Source organism: Paenibacillus sp. FSL R5-0912, assembly GCF_000758605.1.
GTDB lineage: Bacteria > Bacillota > Bacilli > Paenibacillales > Paenibacillaceae > Paenibacillus_AQ.
Genome location: NZ_CP009282.1, coordinates 4,859,684 through 4,877,230, shown reverse-complemented (window position 1 = coordinate 4,877,230; position 17,547 = coordinate 4,859,684). Strand labels below are relative to the sequence as shown.

The following is a 17,547-nucleotide window of genomic DNA, read 5'->3' as shown; positions in this document are numbered from 1 at the left end:
CATGAAGCTGGGAGCAATCGCCCTGTGCGTGGATGATATGGAGAAGATGGTCCGGTTCTACAGAGATTTAATGAGGATGGAACTGGACTATGACGGCGGCGGGTTTACAGGAGTCAGGACAGCAGGAGGCATCTATTTCAATTTGTGTGAGCGTGCACTGTTCGAGAGCCAGTTATCGAGGAAGTTTGACTATCCCGGCGGGTTGAACGGTACGATGGAAATCACTTTTGGTGTGCCACACTTTACAGATGTCGATCTGGAATATGACAGGCTGATAGAGGCCGGTGTCCAACCGGTGTACCCGCCTACAACTGAACCATACGGACTGCGAATCTGTTACGTCGCTGATCCGGAAGGGAATCTGATCGAGATTTGTTCGGACGGCAAAGGAGAATAGGTTAGGCCTTCTTCACTGCATTTCATCTGAAAATATGGATATATACCAGCGGCAATGCCGGACAGCAGTTCAAGTCCGGCATTGCCGCTGGTTCTGTTATCGGGGACAAAAGTGCCTAAATTCCGGAGCGGCTAGCTTTTAAAATATTGACAATGATAATCATTATCAAATAGAATGGGATTAGCAAAACATGGTTGCCTTTTGAGATGGACTATACAGAATACATTTCATATTTACCTTGGGAGGACAGAGTGATGGCTAAGGTGCTAGTGGCATATGCCAGCCTGACAGGCAATACGGAGGAAATCGCTGAACTGATTGTGGAAGGGATACGCCAGGCAGGCGGAGAGGCCGTGCTGAAATCGGTCACTGACTGCAATGCGGATGAGATAAAGGCTTATGAGGCTGTGCTGCTGGGTGCGTATACCTGGGGGGACGGCGAGCTGCCGGATGAATTCCTTGACTTCTATGAAGAGCTGGATGAGCTCGACCTCAGCTCCTGCAAGGCTGCCGCCTTCGGAAGCGGAGATACCGGTTATGAAATCTACTGCGGAGCGGTTGATCAGATTGAAGAGAAGCTGAAGGAACACGGTGCCGAGATCGTACAAGCCAGTCTGAAGATTGAGTACGGGCCGAACGCAGCAGAGAAAGAGGCTTGCCGCAGCTTCGGACGCCAGTTCATCGAGACCTGCGCGGCGGTTTCTTAAGGATGGGCGCCGGGGCAGGATGCTTCGCAGGAAAGATGCAGGATGCAGGGACTGTCCGCTACAGCCGGCTGAATGATTTCCGGATGGAGCATATCATGCTGGGCGGAGCAGAGATGAACGGCAGCGGAGCTCCGGCCACGGGAATTCCCCGCTGGAGACAGCAGGTCCAGTACGCGGTCGGACATACGCTTAATGACTTCTACAGTCTGCAGCCTGAGGTGCGCCGGGAGACGCCTGTGCAATTTCTGCTGGAGCGCCGCTGGCCGCCGAAGGGTCATGCTTTTCCTTCCCTGATGCATTATTGGGATATCAAGCAAACGGTTGCCGATGAGCTGACGCGGATTGTTGCCGGCAATCATACCGGTGAGATTCCGGTAATGCTGTATGAGCAGTGGCATGTTCCTGTACCGGAGCTGGCGATCGAGCTGGCGATGATTTTCCAGCTTGCCTGGAACTCAGGGCAGGAGGGGCGTTGTCTGAACATCCAGAAATTTATGGTAAACGGGAATGAGGATGTAATCACCGGTTTTCTGCATATGGCCAGTGTCTTCTGCCATCAGGCCTACGGGAAACCGGCAGAAACGATCGGAATCTATTCGCTTCTGGATGGACGCCGGCATATCTTTGACGGAGCGGGTATCCCACTGCAGGAGTCGCTCGACTATGTGCGTCTGCTGTCTGTGTTCCTGGAACGGGAAGAGCATGTGGAAGGCTGCATGAAATACGGCAGCCGCCGGAACGACCGGGATGAGCCTATCTTTCGCGGATACGGGCTGATGTAGGCAGGAGAACTTCGGCGTAATCCTTGCAGGGGGCGTTCAAAGAAGATATGGTTAAGCCACAGGAGGTGTCCTTGGCCTATGTCTGAAGGAATTAGAACCTACAACACCGGAGTGGAAGCGACACTCGAAGTGATTGGGGGCAAGTGGAAACCGGTCATTTTGTTCTTGCTCACCTTTGGGAAGAAGCGCAACGGGGAGTTCATCAGCCAAATGCCGTTCATTACACAGAAGGTGCTTACGCAGCAATTGCGGGAACTGGAAGCGGACGGGGTGATCACAAGAACCTCGTATAATGTGGTGCCTCCCAGAGTGGAGTATGAGCTGACCGACTATGGCTGGAGCCTCAAGGAGATTCTGCATCTGATGTGCAGATGGGGCGATGCCCATGTCGAAAGGGTTTACGGGGATACGGCAGTTGTGCTCTCCCAAACGCAGAAGGAAGAATAGAACAGCCGGTCTCTGAATTTCAGAGACCGGCTGTTCTGCGCGGATCAGGGAATGATCCGGCGGTGGCGGAGATCCGCAAAGATGTCCATAAACATGGCTTCCGTATCCATAAACTCAAGGAACCCTGCCCGGCGTGATTTGGTGCTGTCGGCAAAGAAATCATAGTCCCAGGAGAATACAAAATCACCGAAGGCCCACGAGGAGACACTTGCATAGCTGTTCTGCTCCAGCCCGTATTTCTCGACCATACGGTTCCAGAGCGGCTCTTTGTCCTGCATAACCATCGATAGGGACATCGGGAGCGGGGGCGCCGTGTCCAGATTGAAGCTGGAGGCAATCTTAGGCCACAGCTCGTTCCAGCGGAATAGATCGCCGTTGGTGATATTGAAGGCCTGATTGGCACAGCGCGGTTCTGTTGCTGCCCACACTGTTGCTCTGGCAAGCAGACCGGCATCTGTCATCTCAAGCAGGCTGTGATAAGCGCCCGGCTTGCCGGGGAAGCGCAGCGGAATTCCCAGCTCCTTCGACATGGAGGCATAAATGGCGATTACCATCGCCAGGTTCATGGGATTACCGAGAGCGTATCCGCAGACGACGGAAGGCCGCAGGGCCGACCAGGTCCAGCTTTTGCCAGACTGCTTCTCTTCCAGATAATCCTGCTGCGCAATATTGAATTCCGGCGGCATATGATTGGCATCGGTTTCGCGTGCCGGTGTTTTGAACGGGCCGAGATGCGCGCCATATACCTTATATCCCTGCATGAGGCTGATGTGCCGGAGCTTGTGCGCCGCAGGTTCAACCGCCTCAACCGCGTGAACAAGCATAGCCAGATTAGGCGCGACCAGCTCTGCCCAGGTAGGCCGGTCCTGATACGCGGCATAGAATATATGCGTCACTTCCGCCAAGCCGCCAAGCTTCTGCCGGCTCTCCGATGGGTCCAGTAAATCAGCAGCTATATAACGCACACGGCTGGTGTCCTGACCTCCCCGGCGCGACACGCCGATGATATCCCAATCAGGAAGCGCAGCCAGATGATTAATCAGGTTACGTCCGATGACGCCGTTCGCGCCGATTACAAGTGCTGTTTTACGTAAGTCTGAATCTAAAGGGTTCATGTGCAGTTCTCCTTCACTAAGTATTCCATCATTATGTATTGCCGCAGGAATACTGAACAGTACGCACTTTAAGGTCATATAGGAACCTTGAGGTAACATAAGGACAACAAAAAGCATCCTTTCCTGAGGGCTGATCCGGCCCGGAGGAAAGAATGCTTGACTGTCGGTAACTATAATTCTGAACAGTTGTTAAATGTGCTTACAATGATGCTTAAGGTTCAGAGCGCAGAACGGTAGTAATCCTGCTGGTTCAGAATGACGAACCCGCAGCTCTCATAGAGCTTCAGCGCATTCGGATTATCCAGGGCCACCTCAAGATTCACGTTGTTGTAATTCCGCCGTTCCCGCTCAATGGTCTGCATCAGGGCGCTCCGGCCGATGCCGAGGCCCCGCAGGTTCTTGTCTACGGTAAGGCCGAAAATCCAGGTCTCGTTGTCTTCGGACCACAGCCGCATTTTGCCGGCCGGCCGGCCGTTCATTTCGATGATAATATGCTCCTGTGAGCCTTCGAGCTCAAGCTGCGCGTACGTTTCGGTGGCGTCTTCCTCGGTCATGTTGAATCCGTCGCAGTCGAAGGCGATTAATACCGGAATCTCATCGGCACGTGCAGGCCGTAGCATAACGTTACCGGCGGCTGAACTTGCTTCAGAGGCCCCGCGATTCTTGGCTGCGTCATCCCATTTCATCTGAAATTCCGCGTGACTGAATTCCAGCGGCAGTGTCTTCAGATAAGCAGTACCTGAGGCAGAGGCCGCGGGCGTATTCAACAGCAGCGTCTTAATCTTACTGCGTGAGATGAGGGTCTGCGCCCGTTGCCAGAGTGAGCTGAAGATGCCCCGGCGGCGGTATCCCGGCCGTACCATACCGCAGACCTCCATATCACCGCCGATATTGTATAACCCGATGAAGCCGACCAGCAGCTCCTCTTCATAGGTCACCAGCCATTCCACTCCGCCTGTTCCGGCCGGTAGCCGCAGCATGTCCCAATTCAGTTTGAGTGTGATGCCTTCGTATTGCTCGCAGCGCTGCTGCAGTTCTTCTATTTCTTTCAGTGTATCAGCCGTAGTCAATCTAACTTCCCCCTATGTCAGCAGATCCCGGTACTCCGTGTGCTTCTCGAATTGATGGGCCGCATACGGGCACTCAGGCACTATTTTAACTTTCTCTTCCCGGGCCAGGTCAACGACCGCCCGCACAAGCTTCTCCCCGGCACCCTGACCGCGCAGCTCTTCGGAGACATAGGTATGATCAATCACGAGGTTACCTGTAGCCTCTTCCGTTCTGTATGTAATCTCGGCAAGGTCCTTACCGTCACCAGCTATATAGAAACGTCCTTCTCCCTTAGCAATCTGTTCCATGTTTCTTCACTCCATTCCGGTGTATTGCCTATATTTTACTACCCTGCCCGGCAAAAAGCGAGAAAAGGCATGGCAGGAATGCCAGCAATAAGACATGCGTATTCCATAAACAGCTGGACCGCACAGCGGAACATGTCAAAGCAGTGGACGACATCAGTAGTAAGCTTCGTCCGGGCGAGACGTTCGGCCTTGTCATCGAATCCTGCACTGCAAAAGCACTGTGGGACGGCCAGTGCTGCGGCTGACGGATATTCCGAGCCCGGCGAATCCGCCGTCCTGCTGTAAATTCCATATGCGCTGCCCTTTCGCCGTAGTGGTCTGTAGTTGGAGATTCCACTGTTCCGGGACGCGGGCGATGGCCATTTTGCAGCCTGTATTTTAGTATAAAATATATTAAATATGGATTTAAATTGAATATCCACCTATTTTGACTTGCCTACTTCCCAGTGCTATACTGATTCCACAGCAGGCAAATATGGTTAATAAGAGACTGATTAGACTTAAGACATCTAATTGGTCTTGTTTTTTATTACCTAAGCAATAAGCCAGTATTGTACGAAGAATCATTACTTGCAGCTATGCTGACACCACTTGGCGGATGCTTGCAGGGCCAGCTTTGTTCAGCATCAGAAGCTGCCCCTGAAAGTGTGTACCGCTAAAAAACCTTTAGGAGGAATATCATGAATACCACAGTACGCTTGACAGAAAGATCCGGCTCTACCTCTTCCCAGCGCAGCAAAGGCCTTGTACCGGTCGTCGTCTACGGTGCAGGTTCAGATACCCAGTCCTTTACAGCAGAAGCCAAAACACTCAATGAGATTCTCGGCAAAAACCCGCGGGCCATCCTGAAAGTGGAATTCCCCGGTTCAGGCTCCAAAAATGCGGTCATTCAGGAAGTACAGCGCCAGCCGCTGTCACGTTCCTTGCTCCATGTAGACTTGCAGCAGATTGATATGAAGGCAGAACTCGACACCAAGGTTGCGTTCCACTTCACCTGCGATCCTGTCGGTGTCAAGAGCGGCGGTGTCCAGCAGGTAGAGCTCTACGAGCTGGATATCCGTACCTTGCCGGACAAGCTGACCGCTTCCTTCGAGGTGGATATCAGCGGACTGGACATCGGTGATCAGTTGCTGGTCTCCGATCTGCCGAAGCATGAAGGCTGGGAGATCCTTACCCCTGAGGATACGCTGATCGTGCGGATCTCACCTCCACTTGTCCTTGAAGAGCCTGCGGATACAGCTGCTGCTGAACCAGTAGCGGCAGAAGCAGCTGACGAAGGTAAGACAGAAGAGTAACTTATTATATATTTATAGTCCAGTTCATTGGACAAGCCGCACCACAGCCCGTTTAGTCTGGCTGATATGCGGATCATAAGCTTGATCAACCGGGAGCAGACATATCCTCATCAGGGAGTTGTCTGCTCTTTTTTGCTAAAAGCTGAATCCTGCAATCATCTAATATACATTGTGAAATTAAGGGAGAGTGCATTCATGAATCTGAATATCGTTAAGCTGGTCACCGGCTCCAATGCCAAGCTGGATGAAGCCTCGCCGCAGGCGACGGTGAAGATCTCCTGCAGCAGCTCACCGGCGGAGCTGGATATCAGCTGTTTCATGGTCGGGGAGAACGGCAAGGTTACGTCCGATGATTATTTCATCTTCTACAACCAGCCCGCCGATCCCAAGCGGATCGTAGAGTTCAATGCCATCGACAAGTACAGCGGCGAGTTTGCCATTGACCTGCATGCGCTGCGGCAATCTGAGGTTGCCAAATGCGTTTTCGCAGCCACGCTGGACGGGCCGGGGACTTTTGCCGATGTCAGGGGCTGCAGAATCAGTGCGGCTGCGGCCAACACGGAGCTGGTGTATGAAGTAAATGAGAGTAATGCCGAGACCTCGCTGGTGCTGGCAGAGTTATACCGTCATGGCGAAGGCTTCAAGCTTAGAGCTGTCGGCCGGGGGTTTCACGGCGGCCTGAAGCCGCTGGCTGAAGCGCACGGAGTCGAGGTGGAGGACGAAGAGCCGGAGAACAGAAACAGCAGCCAGGCAGCGTCAGAAGTGATGCAGGGTCACCCGGAAGCTGCTGCTACATATAGCGGAACCGAGGGAAGTGTGGCGCAGGAGACGGCTTCCCGGCCTCCGCTGAACTTAACGAAGATTGACCTGCTGAAGCAGAAGGTCGGGATCTCGCTGAGCAAGAAGAATCTGGAGCAGGAGAAGGCAAGGGTGGCTGTTGTGTTCGATGCATCGGGTTCCATGTCCGGGCTGTATGCGAAGGGCGTTGTTCAGCGGGCATTTGAGCGGATTCTGGCTGTGGCAGCCAGCATGGATGACGACGGCAGGCTGGATGTATGGTTCTTCGCGACCAAGAGCAAGCGGATGCCGAGTGTAGATGAGCACGGGTACGAGGATTATGTGAAGAGAACATACCCGGGGCCGAAGATGTTCGGCGGGCTGGGCATCGGCAATAATGAGCCGGTGGTTATGGCTGATATCATCAAAAAGTACACGAAGGAAGAGCCGGGCGCTCTGCCCGTTTACATTGTGTTCTTCAGTGACGGCGGGATTTATGAGACACCGAAGATCTCGAAGCTGCTGATCCAAAGCTCGAAGCATAACCTCTTCTGGCAATTTGTCGGGCTGGGCAACGCGGACTATGGTGTGCTGCGTGAGCTCGATGATCTGCAGGGCCGTTATGTTGATAATGCCGATTTCTTTGCGCTGGACGATCTGGATGAGGTCAGTGATGAGGATTTGTATGACCGCCTGTTCAATGAGTATCCTAAGTGGCTACATGAAGCCCGGGAGAAGGGTGTCCTGCGCTCATAGAAAGCAATTGAAATGAGAGTAAAGCTCCGGAGCGTTAATCAGCATTCCGGAGCTTTTTGGCATGCTTTGCTGTCAAAAAATGCATATTAACGAATTCTGCAGAAACCTATTCAGGACTTTCGCTTTGTCGAAAAAAGGGGCGAACAGGCGTTTCGCCTCATTTAGTAAAAATGTCCCAGTTTTAGATTGACGAAAGCGCTATCAGAGCTGAGAATGAGGATAAATACCATGGTATGGCATAGCTTGACCCGCTTTTTCGCCCTTTGAAAACGCTTTAGTGATAGATTCGACCAAGGAGGAATATGGATGAAAAGAAAGCTTATTCTCTTCCTGATGACCGCAGTGCTGATTCTGGGTGCTGCGCTGCCCGCTGCCGGTATTGCCCGCGCGGATGCGGCAAGTGATGCTTCAAACCGGGCGCTGACCTGGCTGCAGGTGCAGCAGGATGCAACGGCCGGATATGCTTTTGACGGATTGGTTGACAGCTTCGAGGATTTCTGGGGTCCGGACAATCCAAAGCAAATCGTCTACACGTACGATCAGGCCGTCGCAGCCATCGCTTTCATCGTCAAAGGGGAACGGACCCGGGCTGAGAAGGTGCTGAACAAAATGCGTGACATTCAGGACCCGTCCGGCTATTGGCTGAACTCCTACTGGTACAATAACGGCTATGGCGAAGAAATCCGTAAGCATGTCGGACCTGTATCCTGGATGGCCATGGCGGCTATGGCATATGAGAAGCAGTATAATGATACCCGCTATCGTCCGATGGCGATTAAGGCGCTGGACTGGTGCCTGACCTACTCCAAAGCAAACGGCGGCATCGCCGGTGGCTGGAGCGCATGGAGCAATTCGGATGAGCCCTGGAGCTCGACGGAGCATAATATCGATCTGTACCGCGTGCTGCAGTACTATGCATCTGTAGATTCCAGCAAGACGGCATCCTATACAGCTGCGGCAACGGGTGTGAAGAGCTTCCTGGACAATGTGGTCTGGGATGATGCGGCTAAGCGCTTCAAGGGCGGCTGGAAGAATGATACGAACCTGATCGATCCCAAAATCCCGCTGGATGTAAATCCCTGGGGAGTGCTCGCCCTCGGGCTGAACGGAACGCGCAACTACGGGGCAAGCCTGACCTACGTGGAGAATGCGGCCGGTACACCGGGAACACTCGCTAATCCGCGCTATAAGCAGAACCTGACCTATAACGATGCCGGAAATACACTTTCCGGGTATGATTTCGACTGGACGGATGAAGTGCTCCCGGCTTATGACGACAACGGCAATCAGATTGGCAATACGGGGGCGGATGTATGGCTGGAGGGAACGGCTTTTATGTCGCTTGCCTACTACATGCAGGGAAATACAACGAAGGCAAATGCCATCAACACGGAGATTATCAAAAAACAGGGAACCAGCGGCCCGTCGCTCGGCGGAATCCCTTATTCCCTCAAGGGTACAAGCAACAGCTACTGGGTGATGGCCCAGCAGAACTGTGTATCAAGCACCGGGTGGCTGATCCTCTCGCTGCACCGTTTCAACCCGTTCACCGGCCAGTATCTGACCGGGGGCAGCAATCCTGGAGATACTACGGCACCTACGGTACCAGGGAATCTAGCCTCTACAGGTAAAACAGACACGACAGTCAGCCTAAGCTGGTCGCCATCCACCGATAACACGGGAGTAACCGGCTATTACGTGTACCGCGGCGGTACCCAGGCGGCTTCCGTTACCGGAACTGCAGCAACCGTCAGCGGCCTAACGGCTTCAACGGCCTACACCTTCACGGTAAAAGCGGCCGATGCCGCAGGCAACCTCTCCGCTGCAAGTAATGCCGTGACCTTAACCACGAACGCTTCCGGCGGCAGCGGGAATCACGTGACAGCGGATTATACGGCAGGCGTAACCAAGGTATCGGCTGCTGAGGCCAGCATCTTCATCACACCGGTAACCTCCGCTCTGTATGTGGATGTCCACTATAAGGTGAACGGCGGCGCACAGCTGAATTACCGCATGACGCTTACTTCAGGAACCTGGCGCCAGACGGTAAGCGGCCTCAGCACAGGCAGCAGTATTGAATACTGGTTCACCTACGAGAAATCCGGCCCGCAGTACGACTCGCCGCATTACACTTATGTACAGTAAACAGCGTTAGCTGGTTGCGGAATAGAGCTATTGTCATGAAGTAAGCAGGAGTAGCCAGGCAGCCAATTGGTTGCCTGGTTTTTTGGTGATGATTAAGAAAACGTCTAGAGAATTATGGAACTGAAGGAGAGGGGTGTCAGGTTTTGTCTGCTGAATTCTACTGATAACCTCAGTATGAATTCAAGAAAGTATATAAAGAGTAATCGCAGCTTGTTTATTTACTACGTAACAGTGTTATGTTACGATGGCCGCAAGGAGTGATCGTATGGAAGAGGATTTAATCTCCAAGAAGGAGCTGCTGGATGAAACCGGCATCTCATACGGCCAGTTATACCGCTGGAAGAGGAAACAATTGATTCCTGAGGAATGGTTCATCCGCAAGTCCACGTTTACCGGACAAGAGACTTTTTTCCCGCGGGAACGAATACTGGGACGGGTGCAGCATATTTTGCAGAAGAAAGATGATCTTTCTCTCGATGAACTAGCCGGAAAGCTGTCAGAGCCTTTGTCTCAGCATCAGGTCATATTAACAGTAGCGCAGCTAAGGGAACGTAACATTGTTTCGAACAGTAGCCTGGAGCGGTTCGGCAGGCCGAACAGTGAAGGGATGCAGCTAACCTTTGAGCAGATTCTGAATCTATTCACTGTAGATCTGCTGCTGAGCAAGGGTGAGCTGAATCTGGAGGAAGCAGACCGGCTCTATCTGACACTTGGAGTGCATACCCCGGGATTTGCGGGAAAGAACTGGGAGCTGTTTTTTGTACGGAAGATGGGGGTCAGTTTCTATCTGATGGCGCTGTCCGGGGCAGAGCTGGCCTTCGATGAAGGCGTCCGGGTAGTCAGCAGGCTTAGTCTTACCGATCTGACAGAACAATTGAAAATAAGATTAAGCTAATGGGAGGACTGGCAATGGAGAAGAAGGAGCTGCCGGATTTGCAGATGGATGGGGTCAATACCGCCGCCGGAGGCAAGTATAACAAGGTGAATATTAATGGCGTAAGCAAGATTAACGGAGCGCTGAGTGCGCATACCTATAAATGTGACGGCGTAATGAAGATGAACGGTGATCTTGCCGCGGAAGAGATGGAGATTAACGGTAATTTTAGACTGAAGGGCAACCTCCAGGCTGGTGTAATGAAGCTGAACGGTGTGCTGACCGGAGACGGCAGTCTGCGGGGCGAGCGCTGTGAGCTGGACGGCATGCTGAAGCTGAAAGGCAATTGTGAGGTTGAGGAGCTGATGGGTGAAGGGGTATTTACTATAGGCGGGCTGCTCAGTGCAGGGCGGATAGAATTCGGGCTTCATGGTTTGGCAGAGGCCGGCGAAATTGGGGTGGAGAGCCTGATTATCCGCAAAACCGGCTCCGCAGCCTGGGGCAGGCTGTTCGGAGGAATCATTCCCAAGTTCAAACTGGAGCTGCGGGCCAAGCTCATTGAAGGGGATTATATTGATCTGGAATATACGGCAGCAGATGTGGTCCGGGGCGGCACCGTCATTATCGGGGAAGGCTGCAGCATCGGGCGGGTCGAATATAGAACGGGACTGACAGTACATCCCGGAGCCCGTGTGGAGAAGGAGGAGAAGAATGGTGCATGATTCCGTAACGCGCAATGATCTGAAGATATTGGGGACATCCAGTTCTGTTGGCGGGTATTTCAAGGATGTCAAAGTGACCGGAGAATGTAAATTCACCGGGGATGTGGATTGCCTGAAGTTCAGCCAGACCGGAGAGATCAAAGTGGACGGCAATCTGCGGCTGCAGCATATGAAGATTACCGGAGAGTGTGAGGTTAAGGGGTTGATCAACGGAGCCAGTCTGCGCGGACAAGGTCAGCTTACGGCAGGCGCAGGCCTGCGGATAGAAGATATCAAACTAACCGGCGGGATTATGGTTACCGGAGATTGCGAGGCAGAGGAGCTGCTGCTCACCGGAATCATTGAGGTAAGCGGACTGCTTAATGCAGGGAAGCTCGAGCTGGGATTGTTTGGCCCTTGCAGAGCGGATGCGGTCGGCGGCAGCAGCATTTCTATCAAACGCAGCCGGACCGGGGCCTTGCTGAGGCCCGGACAAGGCAAGAAAATGAGCTTTCAGGCCCGGCTGATTGAAGGGGATCAGATTGAGCTGCAGAGTACGCAGGCGCAGACTGTGCGGGGCGGAAGGGTTATTATCGGCACAGGCTGCGAGATCGATACTGTGGAATACCGTGATACCCTAGAGATTCATAAGAGCGCAACGGTACGGAATCCGGTGAAATTACTGCGTTAATTCTGGCGTGATACCTTGAACCTCAGTACCGTTCTCAGCTTCTCCGGCTGGACCCGGCGGGCATCCGAAATATAGATTTCCCGGTGAAGATGAGAAATCCGCTGCAGCTCCCGGTCTGCACAATATTGCTCCATCCTTGCGAAGCTGTGCGGCTCATCATCATAAGGTCCGGTATGAAGCATTTGTACACTGAGGCCGTCTTCGAAGCTATCGAAGGCGGCTTTGTGCAGCAGCGGATGCGGCTTGCTGTGCTTGACCTTCTCCAGAACTTCAGCGGCAAGCTCCGGGGTTACAAAGTCCGGCTGCCGGATCATCAGGGTGTACACCAATTCGTCTTTATCAAGGACCGCTTTCTTACGGCCGGCTTCGCTGAGATCCCACACGCCTTCCAGCGGGAAGACCGTATAGTCGTAATACCCATCCGGTTCGGGCCCTTTTTTGGGCAGCATCTTAATGGCATAAGAGAGGGAGTACAGTACGCCGACGGCTTCAGCGAAAGGCGCAGCATTCGGATTGCCTTCACCCCGCAGTATGAAATAATTATAGGCGGGCACTTGAATCAGCGCGGGTTCGGCAGGGGGCAGGTAAAGAGACTTGTCTTGTTTTCTCCATTCAACTTTCAACCGGATCACCTCGTCATTATTATTCTGCTATATGAAGGATACCATGCTGAACTGGACAGGTGTATGTCATGTTGGCAGGCAGACGGTAGTACAAATAGTCTTGCGGAGGCAAGAGCTGGGAAGTAGAATAATCAGGCAGTGTATTCATGCAGATTCATATTAAATTCATGATGAGCTTGGGAGGGCTTCCGTTGACCGGACAAATCGCTGACCTTCACGGTGGATGCGATGGAATATTCACTGCATGACGGCTCCGTAAGCGGTCGCAGACCGGTGATCCGTTTCGCTGAAGGGGAAGGCAGGCCGGACGGGATGACGATTGACAGTGATGGCATGCTCTGGATTGCCCACTGGCGCGGGAGCTGTGTCCCGCTGGGATCCGCAGACCGGGGAGCAGCTCCGGAAGATTGAAGTTCCGGTTCCTTATGTGACCTCCTGTACCTTCGGCGGTGAACATCTGGATGAGCTGTATATCACCACGGCACGCGGCGGAATGAGCCCGGAGGAGCTGGAGCGCTGGCCGCTGGCCGGCGGATTATTCAAGATCAAGCCAGGTGTGAAGGGCGTAGCGGGGAACCGCTGTGCAGTTAATGCGGATAGTATAACATCAGATTTACTTAAACGGCCATATGTAGAGCGGTTCTCACCCATTCGGGAGATTTAGTTGTACAGAATATAGTTATTAGACGCCAGCAAGCTTTTCGCTGTTTTAATTGCACATTTTACAACTATCACATGCTGTGATATTGAATCAACATCAGCTCACATCTCTGGTTCTGATGTTGTGCTAGTTGTATATGGTTATCATGAATATCTCCGTTCAATTCAGGTAAGGTCAGGTGTTGTCTATTTGGCAGGAGTGCTGCTGATGGACAACATCTTTTTTTGCTGCTGGTTTGTGAAAATGGTCCGCTGCGCTGTGAAAATGGTCTGACAGCCTCCTACCGCTGTCACGCGCCGGGAGCCGTTCCTCTCTCCTGTTAGCGCGGTGCTTTCTGCTAGACTGAAAGCGCGAACAAAATCTGGATATAGGAGATTGCGATATGGGAGTACCCTCTGGTGAACTGCTGCATAGTGTGGATCCGGCCCCACCGCCCCGCAGGAAGCTGCAGAACAAATACAAGCTGTTTTACATGGCGCTTCCGTTTCTGGCGGTAACTTTTATTTTCTATTATTTGCCGGTCAGCGGCTGGATTTATGCCTTCTATGATTTCATTCCCGGCATTCCCCTGTCGGACACGCCTTTTGTCGGCCTGAAGTGGTTCAAGACCATTGTTGCGAATCCCACGCAGACGGCTGAAGTGCTGCGGGTGCTGAAGAATACGGTCGCGATGAGCTCACTCGGGCTGGTGACCTCGGTGTTTCCCGTAATCTTTGCAATACTGCTGACCGAAGTCCGGTCAGGCTGGTACCGCAAGCTGGTGCAGACGCTGACCACGATTCCGAATTTCATCAGCTGGATTCTCGTCTATGCGCTGGCCTTCTCGCTGTTCTCCGTAGACAGCGGCGTGGTGAATCACCTGCTGGTCCAGTTCGGCTTCGCGGATGATGGCTTCAACTTCCTGGCCTCCAGCTCTCATGTCTGGATCACGATGATCGCCTGGTACTGGTGGAAGTCGCTGGGCTGGGGAGCGATCCTGTACCTTGCGGCCATTGCCGGAATTGACCAGGAGCTGTATGAAGCGGCGGAAGTGGATGGAGCGAGCCGGTTCCGCAAGATCTGGCATATCACGGTTCCCGGCATCATTCCCACCTTCTTCGTCCTGCTGCTGCTCTCCATCGGCAATTTTGTCAATAACGGAATGGAGCAGTATTTTGCCTTCCAGAATGCGATGAACAAGGACACGATTGAGGTGCTGGACCTCTACGTGTACAATATCGCTTTTGCCAACAACTTCCCGTTCGCTACGGCGGTCAGCATGCTGAAGTCGGTGGTCAGCGTTATCCTGCTGTTCGCGGCCAATACACTCTCGAAGATTGTGCGTGACGAATCCATTATTTAAGGGCGGTGATTCCACATGCGGAACAAGCGTAAACCGGGCAATGCCCTCTTTCAGGGAATCATCTATCTGCTCTTCGGATTATTCACCCTGAGCTGTATTTATCCGTTCTATTATCTGTTCATTAACACGATTAGCTCCAATGATCTAAGCGCCGGAGGGTATATCAAATTCTATCCGCGGCAGATTCATTTCGACAACTACTTCAAGGTCCTGCGGATCAGCGGGCTAAGCCACGCGGCACTGGTCTCGGTCTACAGAACAGTAGTCGGCACGTTCCTGACGGTTGGGGCATCGGCTTTTCTCGGCTATCTGTTTACCAAGAAAGAAATGTGGGGCCGGCAGATCTGGTACCGCAGCATTGTGGTAACGATGTATTTCAGCGCGGGACTGATCCCCTGGTACATCACGATGCACAATCTGCATCTGACCAACAATTATCTGGCCTATATTCTGCCGACGATTATTACCCCGTTCAACATTATACTGGTCAAAACCTTCGTGGAGGCGATCCCGCCTTCCCTGGAGGAATCGGCAGCGATGGACGGTGCTGGATACCTGCGGGTATTCTGGAGCATCATTGTGCCGCTGACCACGCCGATTCTGGCGACGATTACGATTTTCTCGGCGGTGAACCAGTGGAACTCCTTCATTGATACGGCGTTCCTGATGACTGACACGAAATATTACACGCTGCAGTTCCTGCTCTGGCGGTATTTGAACGAGTCCAGCTCGCTCGCCGCGCTGATCCGCAATTCACCGGATATGGCAGCCGGCATCCAGAATATGCAGACACCGACATCGGTGCGGATGACGGTAACGATGATCGTGGTCATGCCGATTCTGATTGTGTATCCGTTCTTTCAGCGTTTCTTCGTCAAAGGCATCATGATCGGCGCCGTCAAAGGCTGACCGAACTAATATATCAGGGGGTATGAAGCAATGAGATTCAGATTCAGACAAGTATCGCTATTTCTGCTAAGCATGATAATGGTGCTGGTGCTGGCAGCCTGCGGCGGGGGAAACGGAAATTCAGGCAATTCAGGCAATTCGGGTACGGCGGCCAGCACGGATAAGCCGGCGGCCGAAGCCACGCCAGCCGCCGGCACAGAGGCCACGGCGGCTCCGGCAGACGGGGCACTGGACCACACCAAGCCGCTCAAGCTGACCGTATTCTCGACAACGGCCAATTACGCCGGCCCGCAAATCGGCTGGTTCGCCAAAGTCATCAAAGACAAATTCAACATTGAGCTGGATATTGTCGCCTCCAACCTGACCGGCGGGGATACCAAAATCTCAGCCATGATGGCCTCCGGCGACCTCGGCGATGTCATCATCTTCGGGGATGATAAGAACCATTATCCGAACGCGATCAAAGGCAAGCTGCTGCTGGACTGGACGCAGGACGGCCTGCTGGACAAATACGGCGCGGATATTGTGAAGCAGTTCCCCAAAGCGATAGAGAAGGCTAAAGTGGCCTTTGGCGGCGGAAGCTCCGTCTTCGGTATCGGCAATAACGTGGCAACCAACCCTTCAGGACCTTCTGAGGGCAAGGATATGACCTGGGGACCCGACCTGCGCTGGGACCTGTATCAGCAGCTCGGTGCGCCTGAAATCAGCAAGATTGAGGATTATCTCCCGGTGCTAAAGCAGATGCAGGAGCTGGAGCCAAAGAATGAGCAGGGGAAGAAAACCTATGCGTTCTCCTTATGGTCCGACTGGGACGGGAACTATAAAATGACGCTGGCGAAGCAGTTCGCCAACATGATGGGCTATGATGAAATTGCCGATACAGCGTTGTATGTCAAGGCGGATGAAGAGAAGTACTATGATTTCCTTTCCGAGGACAGCTGGTATATGAAATCGCTCAAGCTCTACTTCGAAGCGAATCAGATGGGCCTGCTTGACCCGGACTCGCTTACCCAGAAATTCGATGATGTGGTAGCGAAATACAAGGACGGCCGCCTGCTCTTCTCCTGGTTCCCGTGGCTGGGCGCAGCCAACTACAATACACCGGAGAGAACCGCAGAAGGCAAAGGGTTCGCGCTTGTACCGTTCAAGGATGAGCTGATGTACTCCACAGGCTTCAACGTATACGGCGGCAACGGAATTATCGCCATCGGCGCCAAGGCCAAAGAGCCGGCCCGCATCATGGAGTTCATCAACTGGATGTACACACCGGAAGGCGCGATGATCTCGGCAGGCAGCGGAACCGCAGTCTCCAATGGACCGCAGGGTCTGGCCTGGGATATTGACAGCAGCGGCAAGCCGGTCGTGACTGACTTCGGCTGGAAGGCTTATGCCGATCAGCAGAACACGCAGGTTCCCGAAGAATACGGCGGCGGTGACTACTATTACGGCTCGAATCAGATGAACTTCTCCTTCGTGGTTCCGGCGATGGTGAATCCGGCTACGAATGAGCCGTATGACCACAATCTGTGGCAGACCACACTGAAGCGCAATCCGTCGAAGCTCGACAGTGACTGGAGAGCGAAGATGGGCGTGCTTACGGCCAAGGAATATTTTGAGAAAAATAATCTGCTCGCCGTAGCGCCGCAGGGCTTCACCGGCAAAGAGCCGCTGACGATGGACAAAACGCTGGAGCAGAAGAACAAGCAGATCGGTACCGTGATCCAGCAAATCTCCTGGAAGATGGTCTTCGCCAAAAATCAGGCGGAATTCGATAAGCTGAACAAAGAGATGCATGACAAAGTTAACGGTCTCGGCTATCAGGACGTGATGAACTTCTCAGTGAAGAAAGCGGAAGAGCTGTTTGAAGCCCGCAAAAGTGTAAAGTAAGCGGAAGCGGATAGGGAATAGGCAGGGCAGCGACCGGGCTGTTCTGCCTTCTTATTTTCAGAACAAGAAAAATCTGGTAT

General features: G+C 53.0%; 17 protein-coding genes and 2 pseudogenes. 15 read left to right on the top strand and 4 right to left on the bottom strand.

The window, feature by feature from the left end:
- The first annotated feature begins 1 nt into the window (after window position 1).
- The 4 genes from R50912_RS20650 to R50912_RS20635 all read left to right on the top strand — a co-directional run bounded on the left by R50912_RS20650 (window position 2) and on the right by R50912_RS20635 (window position 2,333).
- Window positions 2-397: a VOC family protein gene (locus R50912_RS20650; protein WP_042237519.1), complete on the top strand. Its 396-nt coding sequence runs from the start codon at window positions 2-4 to the stop codon at window positions 395-397.
- 254 nt (window positions 398-651) lie between these two features.
- Window positions 652-1,104 carry a flavodoxin gene (locus tag R50912_RS20645; RefSeq protein ID WP_042237517.1) on the top strand — a complete coding sequence of 151 codons (453 nt, stop codon included), beginning with the start codon at window positions 652-654 and terminating at the stop codon, window positions 1,102-1,104.
- A gap of 35 nt (window positions 1,105-1,139) precedes the next feature.
- Window positions 1,140-1,886 (top strand): hypothetical protein, encoded by a 747-nt coding sequence (locus tag R50912_RS20640; protein ID WP_156123226.1) that lies wholly within the window; start codon window positions 1,140-1,142, stop codon window positions 1,884-1,886.
- Between the two features lie 78 nt (window positions 1,887-1,964).
- Window positions 1,965-2,333, top strand: a complete 369-nt coding sequence (locus tag R50912_RS20635) for a winged helix-turn-helix transcriptional regulator (RefSeq protein ID WP_042237514.1) — start codon at window positions 1,965-1,967, stop codon at window positions 2,331-2,333.
- Window positions 2,334-2,377: 44 nt separating this feature from the next.
- Here R50912_RS20635 and R50912_RS20630 read toward each other — a convergent pair whose 3' ends face one another.
- The 3 genes from R50912_RS20630 to R50912_RS20620 all read right to left on the bottom strand — a co-directional run bounded on the left by R50912_RS20630 (window position 2,378) and on the right by R50912_RS20620 (window position 4,806).
- Entirely contained in the window at window positions 2,378-3,448 is a 1,071-nt protein-coding gene (locus R50912_RS20630; protein WP_042237512.1) for an SDR family oxidoreductase, read from the bottom strand.
- 218 nt (window positions 3,449-3,666) lie between these two features.
- On the bottom strand, window positions 3,667-4,518 hold the full coding sequence (locus R50912_RS20625) for a GNAT family N-acetyltransferase (protein WP_042237511.1): 852 nt from the start codon (window positions 4,516-4,518) through the stop codon (window positions 3,667-3,669).
- 12 nt (window positions 4,519-4,530) lie between these two features.
- A complete protein-coding gene (locus tag R50912_RS20620) occupies window positions 4,531-4,806 on the bottom strand; it encodes a GNAT family N-acetyltransferase (RefSeq protein WP_039309214.1) in 276 nt (91 codons plus the stop codon).
- A 113-nt stretch (window positions 4,807-4,919) separates the two neighbouring features.
- On the opposite strand from R50912_RS20620, the pseudogene R50912_RS35190 reads away from it, so the two are divergent.
- The 7 genes and pseudogenes from R50912_RS35190 to R50912_RS20585 all read left to right on the top strand — a co-directional run.
- Window positions 4,920-5,056 (top strand): annotated as a pseudogene (locus tag R50912_RS35190) (peptide ABC transporter substrate-binding protein); the annotation flags it as partial.
- Window positions 5,057-5,486: 430 nt separating this feature from the next.
- Window positions 5,487-6,101 (top strand): 50S ribosomal protein L25, encoded by a 615-nt coding sequence (locus R50912_RS20615; RefSeq protein ID WP_052416574.1) that lies wholly within the window; start codon window positions 5,487-5,489, stop codon window positions 6,099-6,101.
- Between the two features lie 195 nt (window positions 6,102-6,296).
- Window positions 6,297-7,634 (top strand): vWA domain-containing protein, encoded by a 1,338-nt coding sequence (locus tag R50912_RS20610; RefSeq protein WP_042237508.1) that lies wholly within the window; start codon window positions 6,297-6,299, stop codon window positions 7,632-7,634.
- A 306-nt stretch (window positions 7,635-7,940) separates the two neighbouring features.
- On the top strand, window positions 7,941-9,779 hold the full coding sequence (locus tag R50912_RS36235; RefSeq protein ID WP_156123222.1) for a fibronectin type III domain-containing protein: 1,839 nt from the start codon (window positions 7,941-7,943) through the stop codon (window positions 9,777-9,779).
- A 265-nt stretch (window positions 9,780-10,044) separates the two neighbouring features.
- Complete coding sequence (locus R50912_RS20595; protein WP_042237507.1) at window positions 10,045-10,674, top strand: YhbD family protein; 630 nt, start codon at window positions 10,045-10,047, stop codon at window positions 10,672-10,674.
- A 14-nt stretch (window positions 10,675-10,688) separates the two neighbouring features.
- Window positions 10,689-11,375 carry a hypothetical protein gene (locus R50912_RS20590; protein ID WP_042237504.1) on the top strand — a complete coding sequence of 229 codons (687 nt, stop codon included), beginning with the start codon at window positions 10,689-10,691 and terminating at the stop codon, window positions 11,373-11,375.
- Window positions 11,365-12,045, top strand: coding sequence for a hypothetical protein (locus R50912_RS20585; RefSeq protein WP_042237502.1), 681 nt, complete (start codon window positions 11,365-11,367; stop codon window positions 12,043-12,045). Before R50912_RS20590 ends, R50912_RS20585 begins: the two co-directional genes overlap by 11 nt.
- Here R50912_RS20585 and R50912_RS20580 read toward each other — a convergent pair.
- Window positions 12,042-12,677 (bottom strand): GyrI-like domain-containing protein, encoded by a 636-nt coding sequence (locus R50912_RS20580; protein WP_331281877.1) that lies wholly within the window; start codon window positions 12,675-12,677, stop codon window positions 12,042-12,044. The two genes, R50912_RS20585 and R50912_RS20580, sit on opposite strands and share 4 nt — an antisense overlap.
- A gap of 219 nt (window positions 12,678-12,896) precedes the next feature.
- Here R50912_RS20580 and R50912_RS20575 point away from each other — a divergent pair.
- The 4 genes and pseudogenes from R50912_RS20575 (at window position 12,897) to R50912_RS20560 (ending at window position 17,467) form a co-directional block, all read left to right on the top strand.
- Window positions 12,897-13,332: pseudogene (locus R50912_RS20575) on the top strand (SMP-30/gluconolactonase/LRE family protein).
- 379 nt (window positions 13,333-13,711) lie between these two features.
- A complete protein-coding gene (locus R50912_RS20570; protein WP_042237498.1) occupies window positions 13,712-14,671 on the top strand; it encodes an ABC transporter permease in 960 nt (319 codons plus the stop codon).
- Window positions 14,672-14,686: 15 nt separating this feature from the next.
- The gene (locus R50912_RS20565; protein ID WP_042237496.1) at window positions 14,687-15,580 is read left to right on the top strand and encodes a carbohydrate ABC transporter permease; all 894 of its coding nucleotides are present in this window, start codon (window positions 14,687-14,689) and stop codon (window positions 15,578-15,580) included.
- 30 nt (window positions 15,581-15,610) lie between these two features.
- Window positions 15,611-17,467 carry a type 2 periplasmic-binding domain-containing protein gene (locus R50912_RS20560; protein ID WP_042237494.1) on the top strand — a complete coding sequence of 619 codons (1,857 nt, stop codon included), beginning with the start codon at window positions 15,611-15,613 and terminating at the stop codon, window positions 17,465-17,467.
- The last annotated feature ends 80 nt before the right edge of the window (window positions 17,468-17,547 follow it).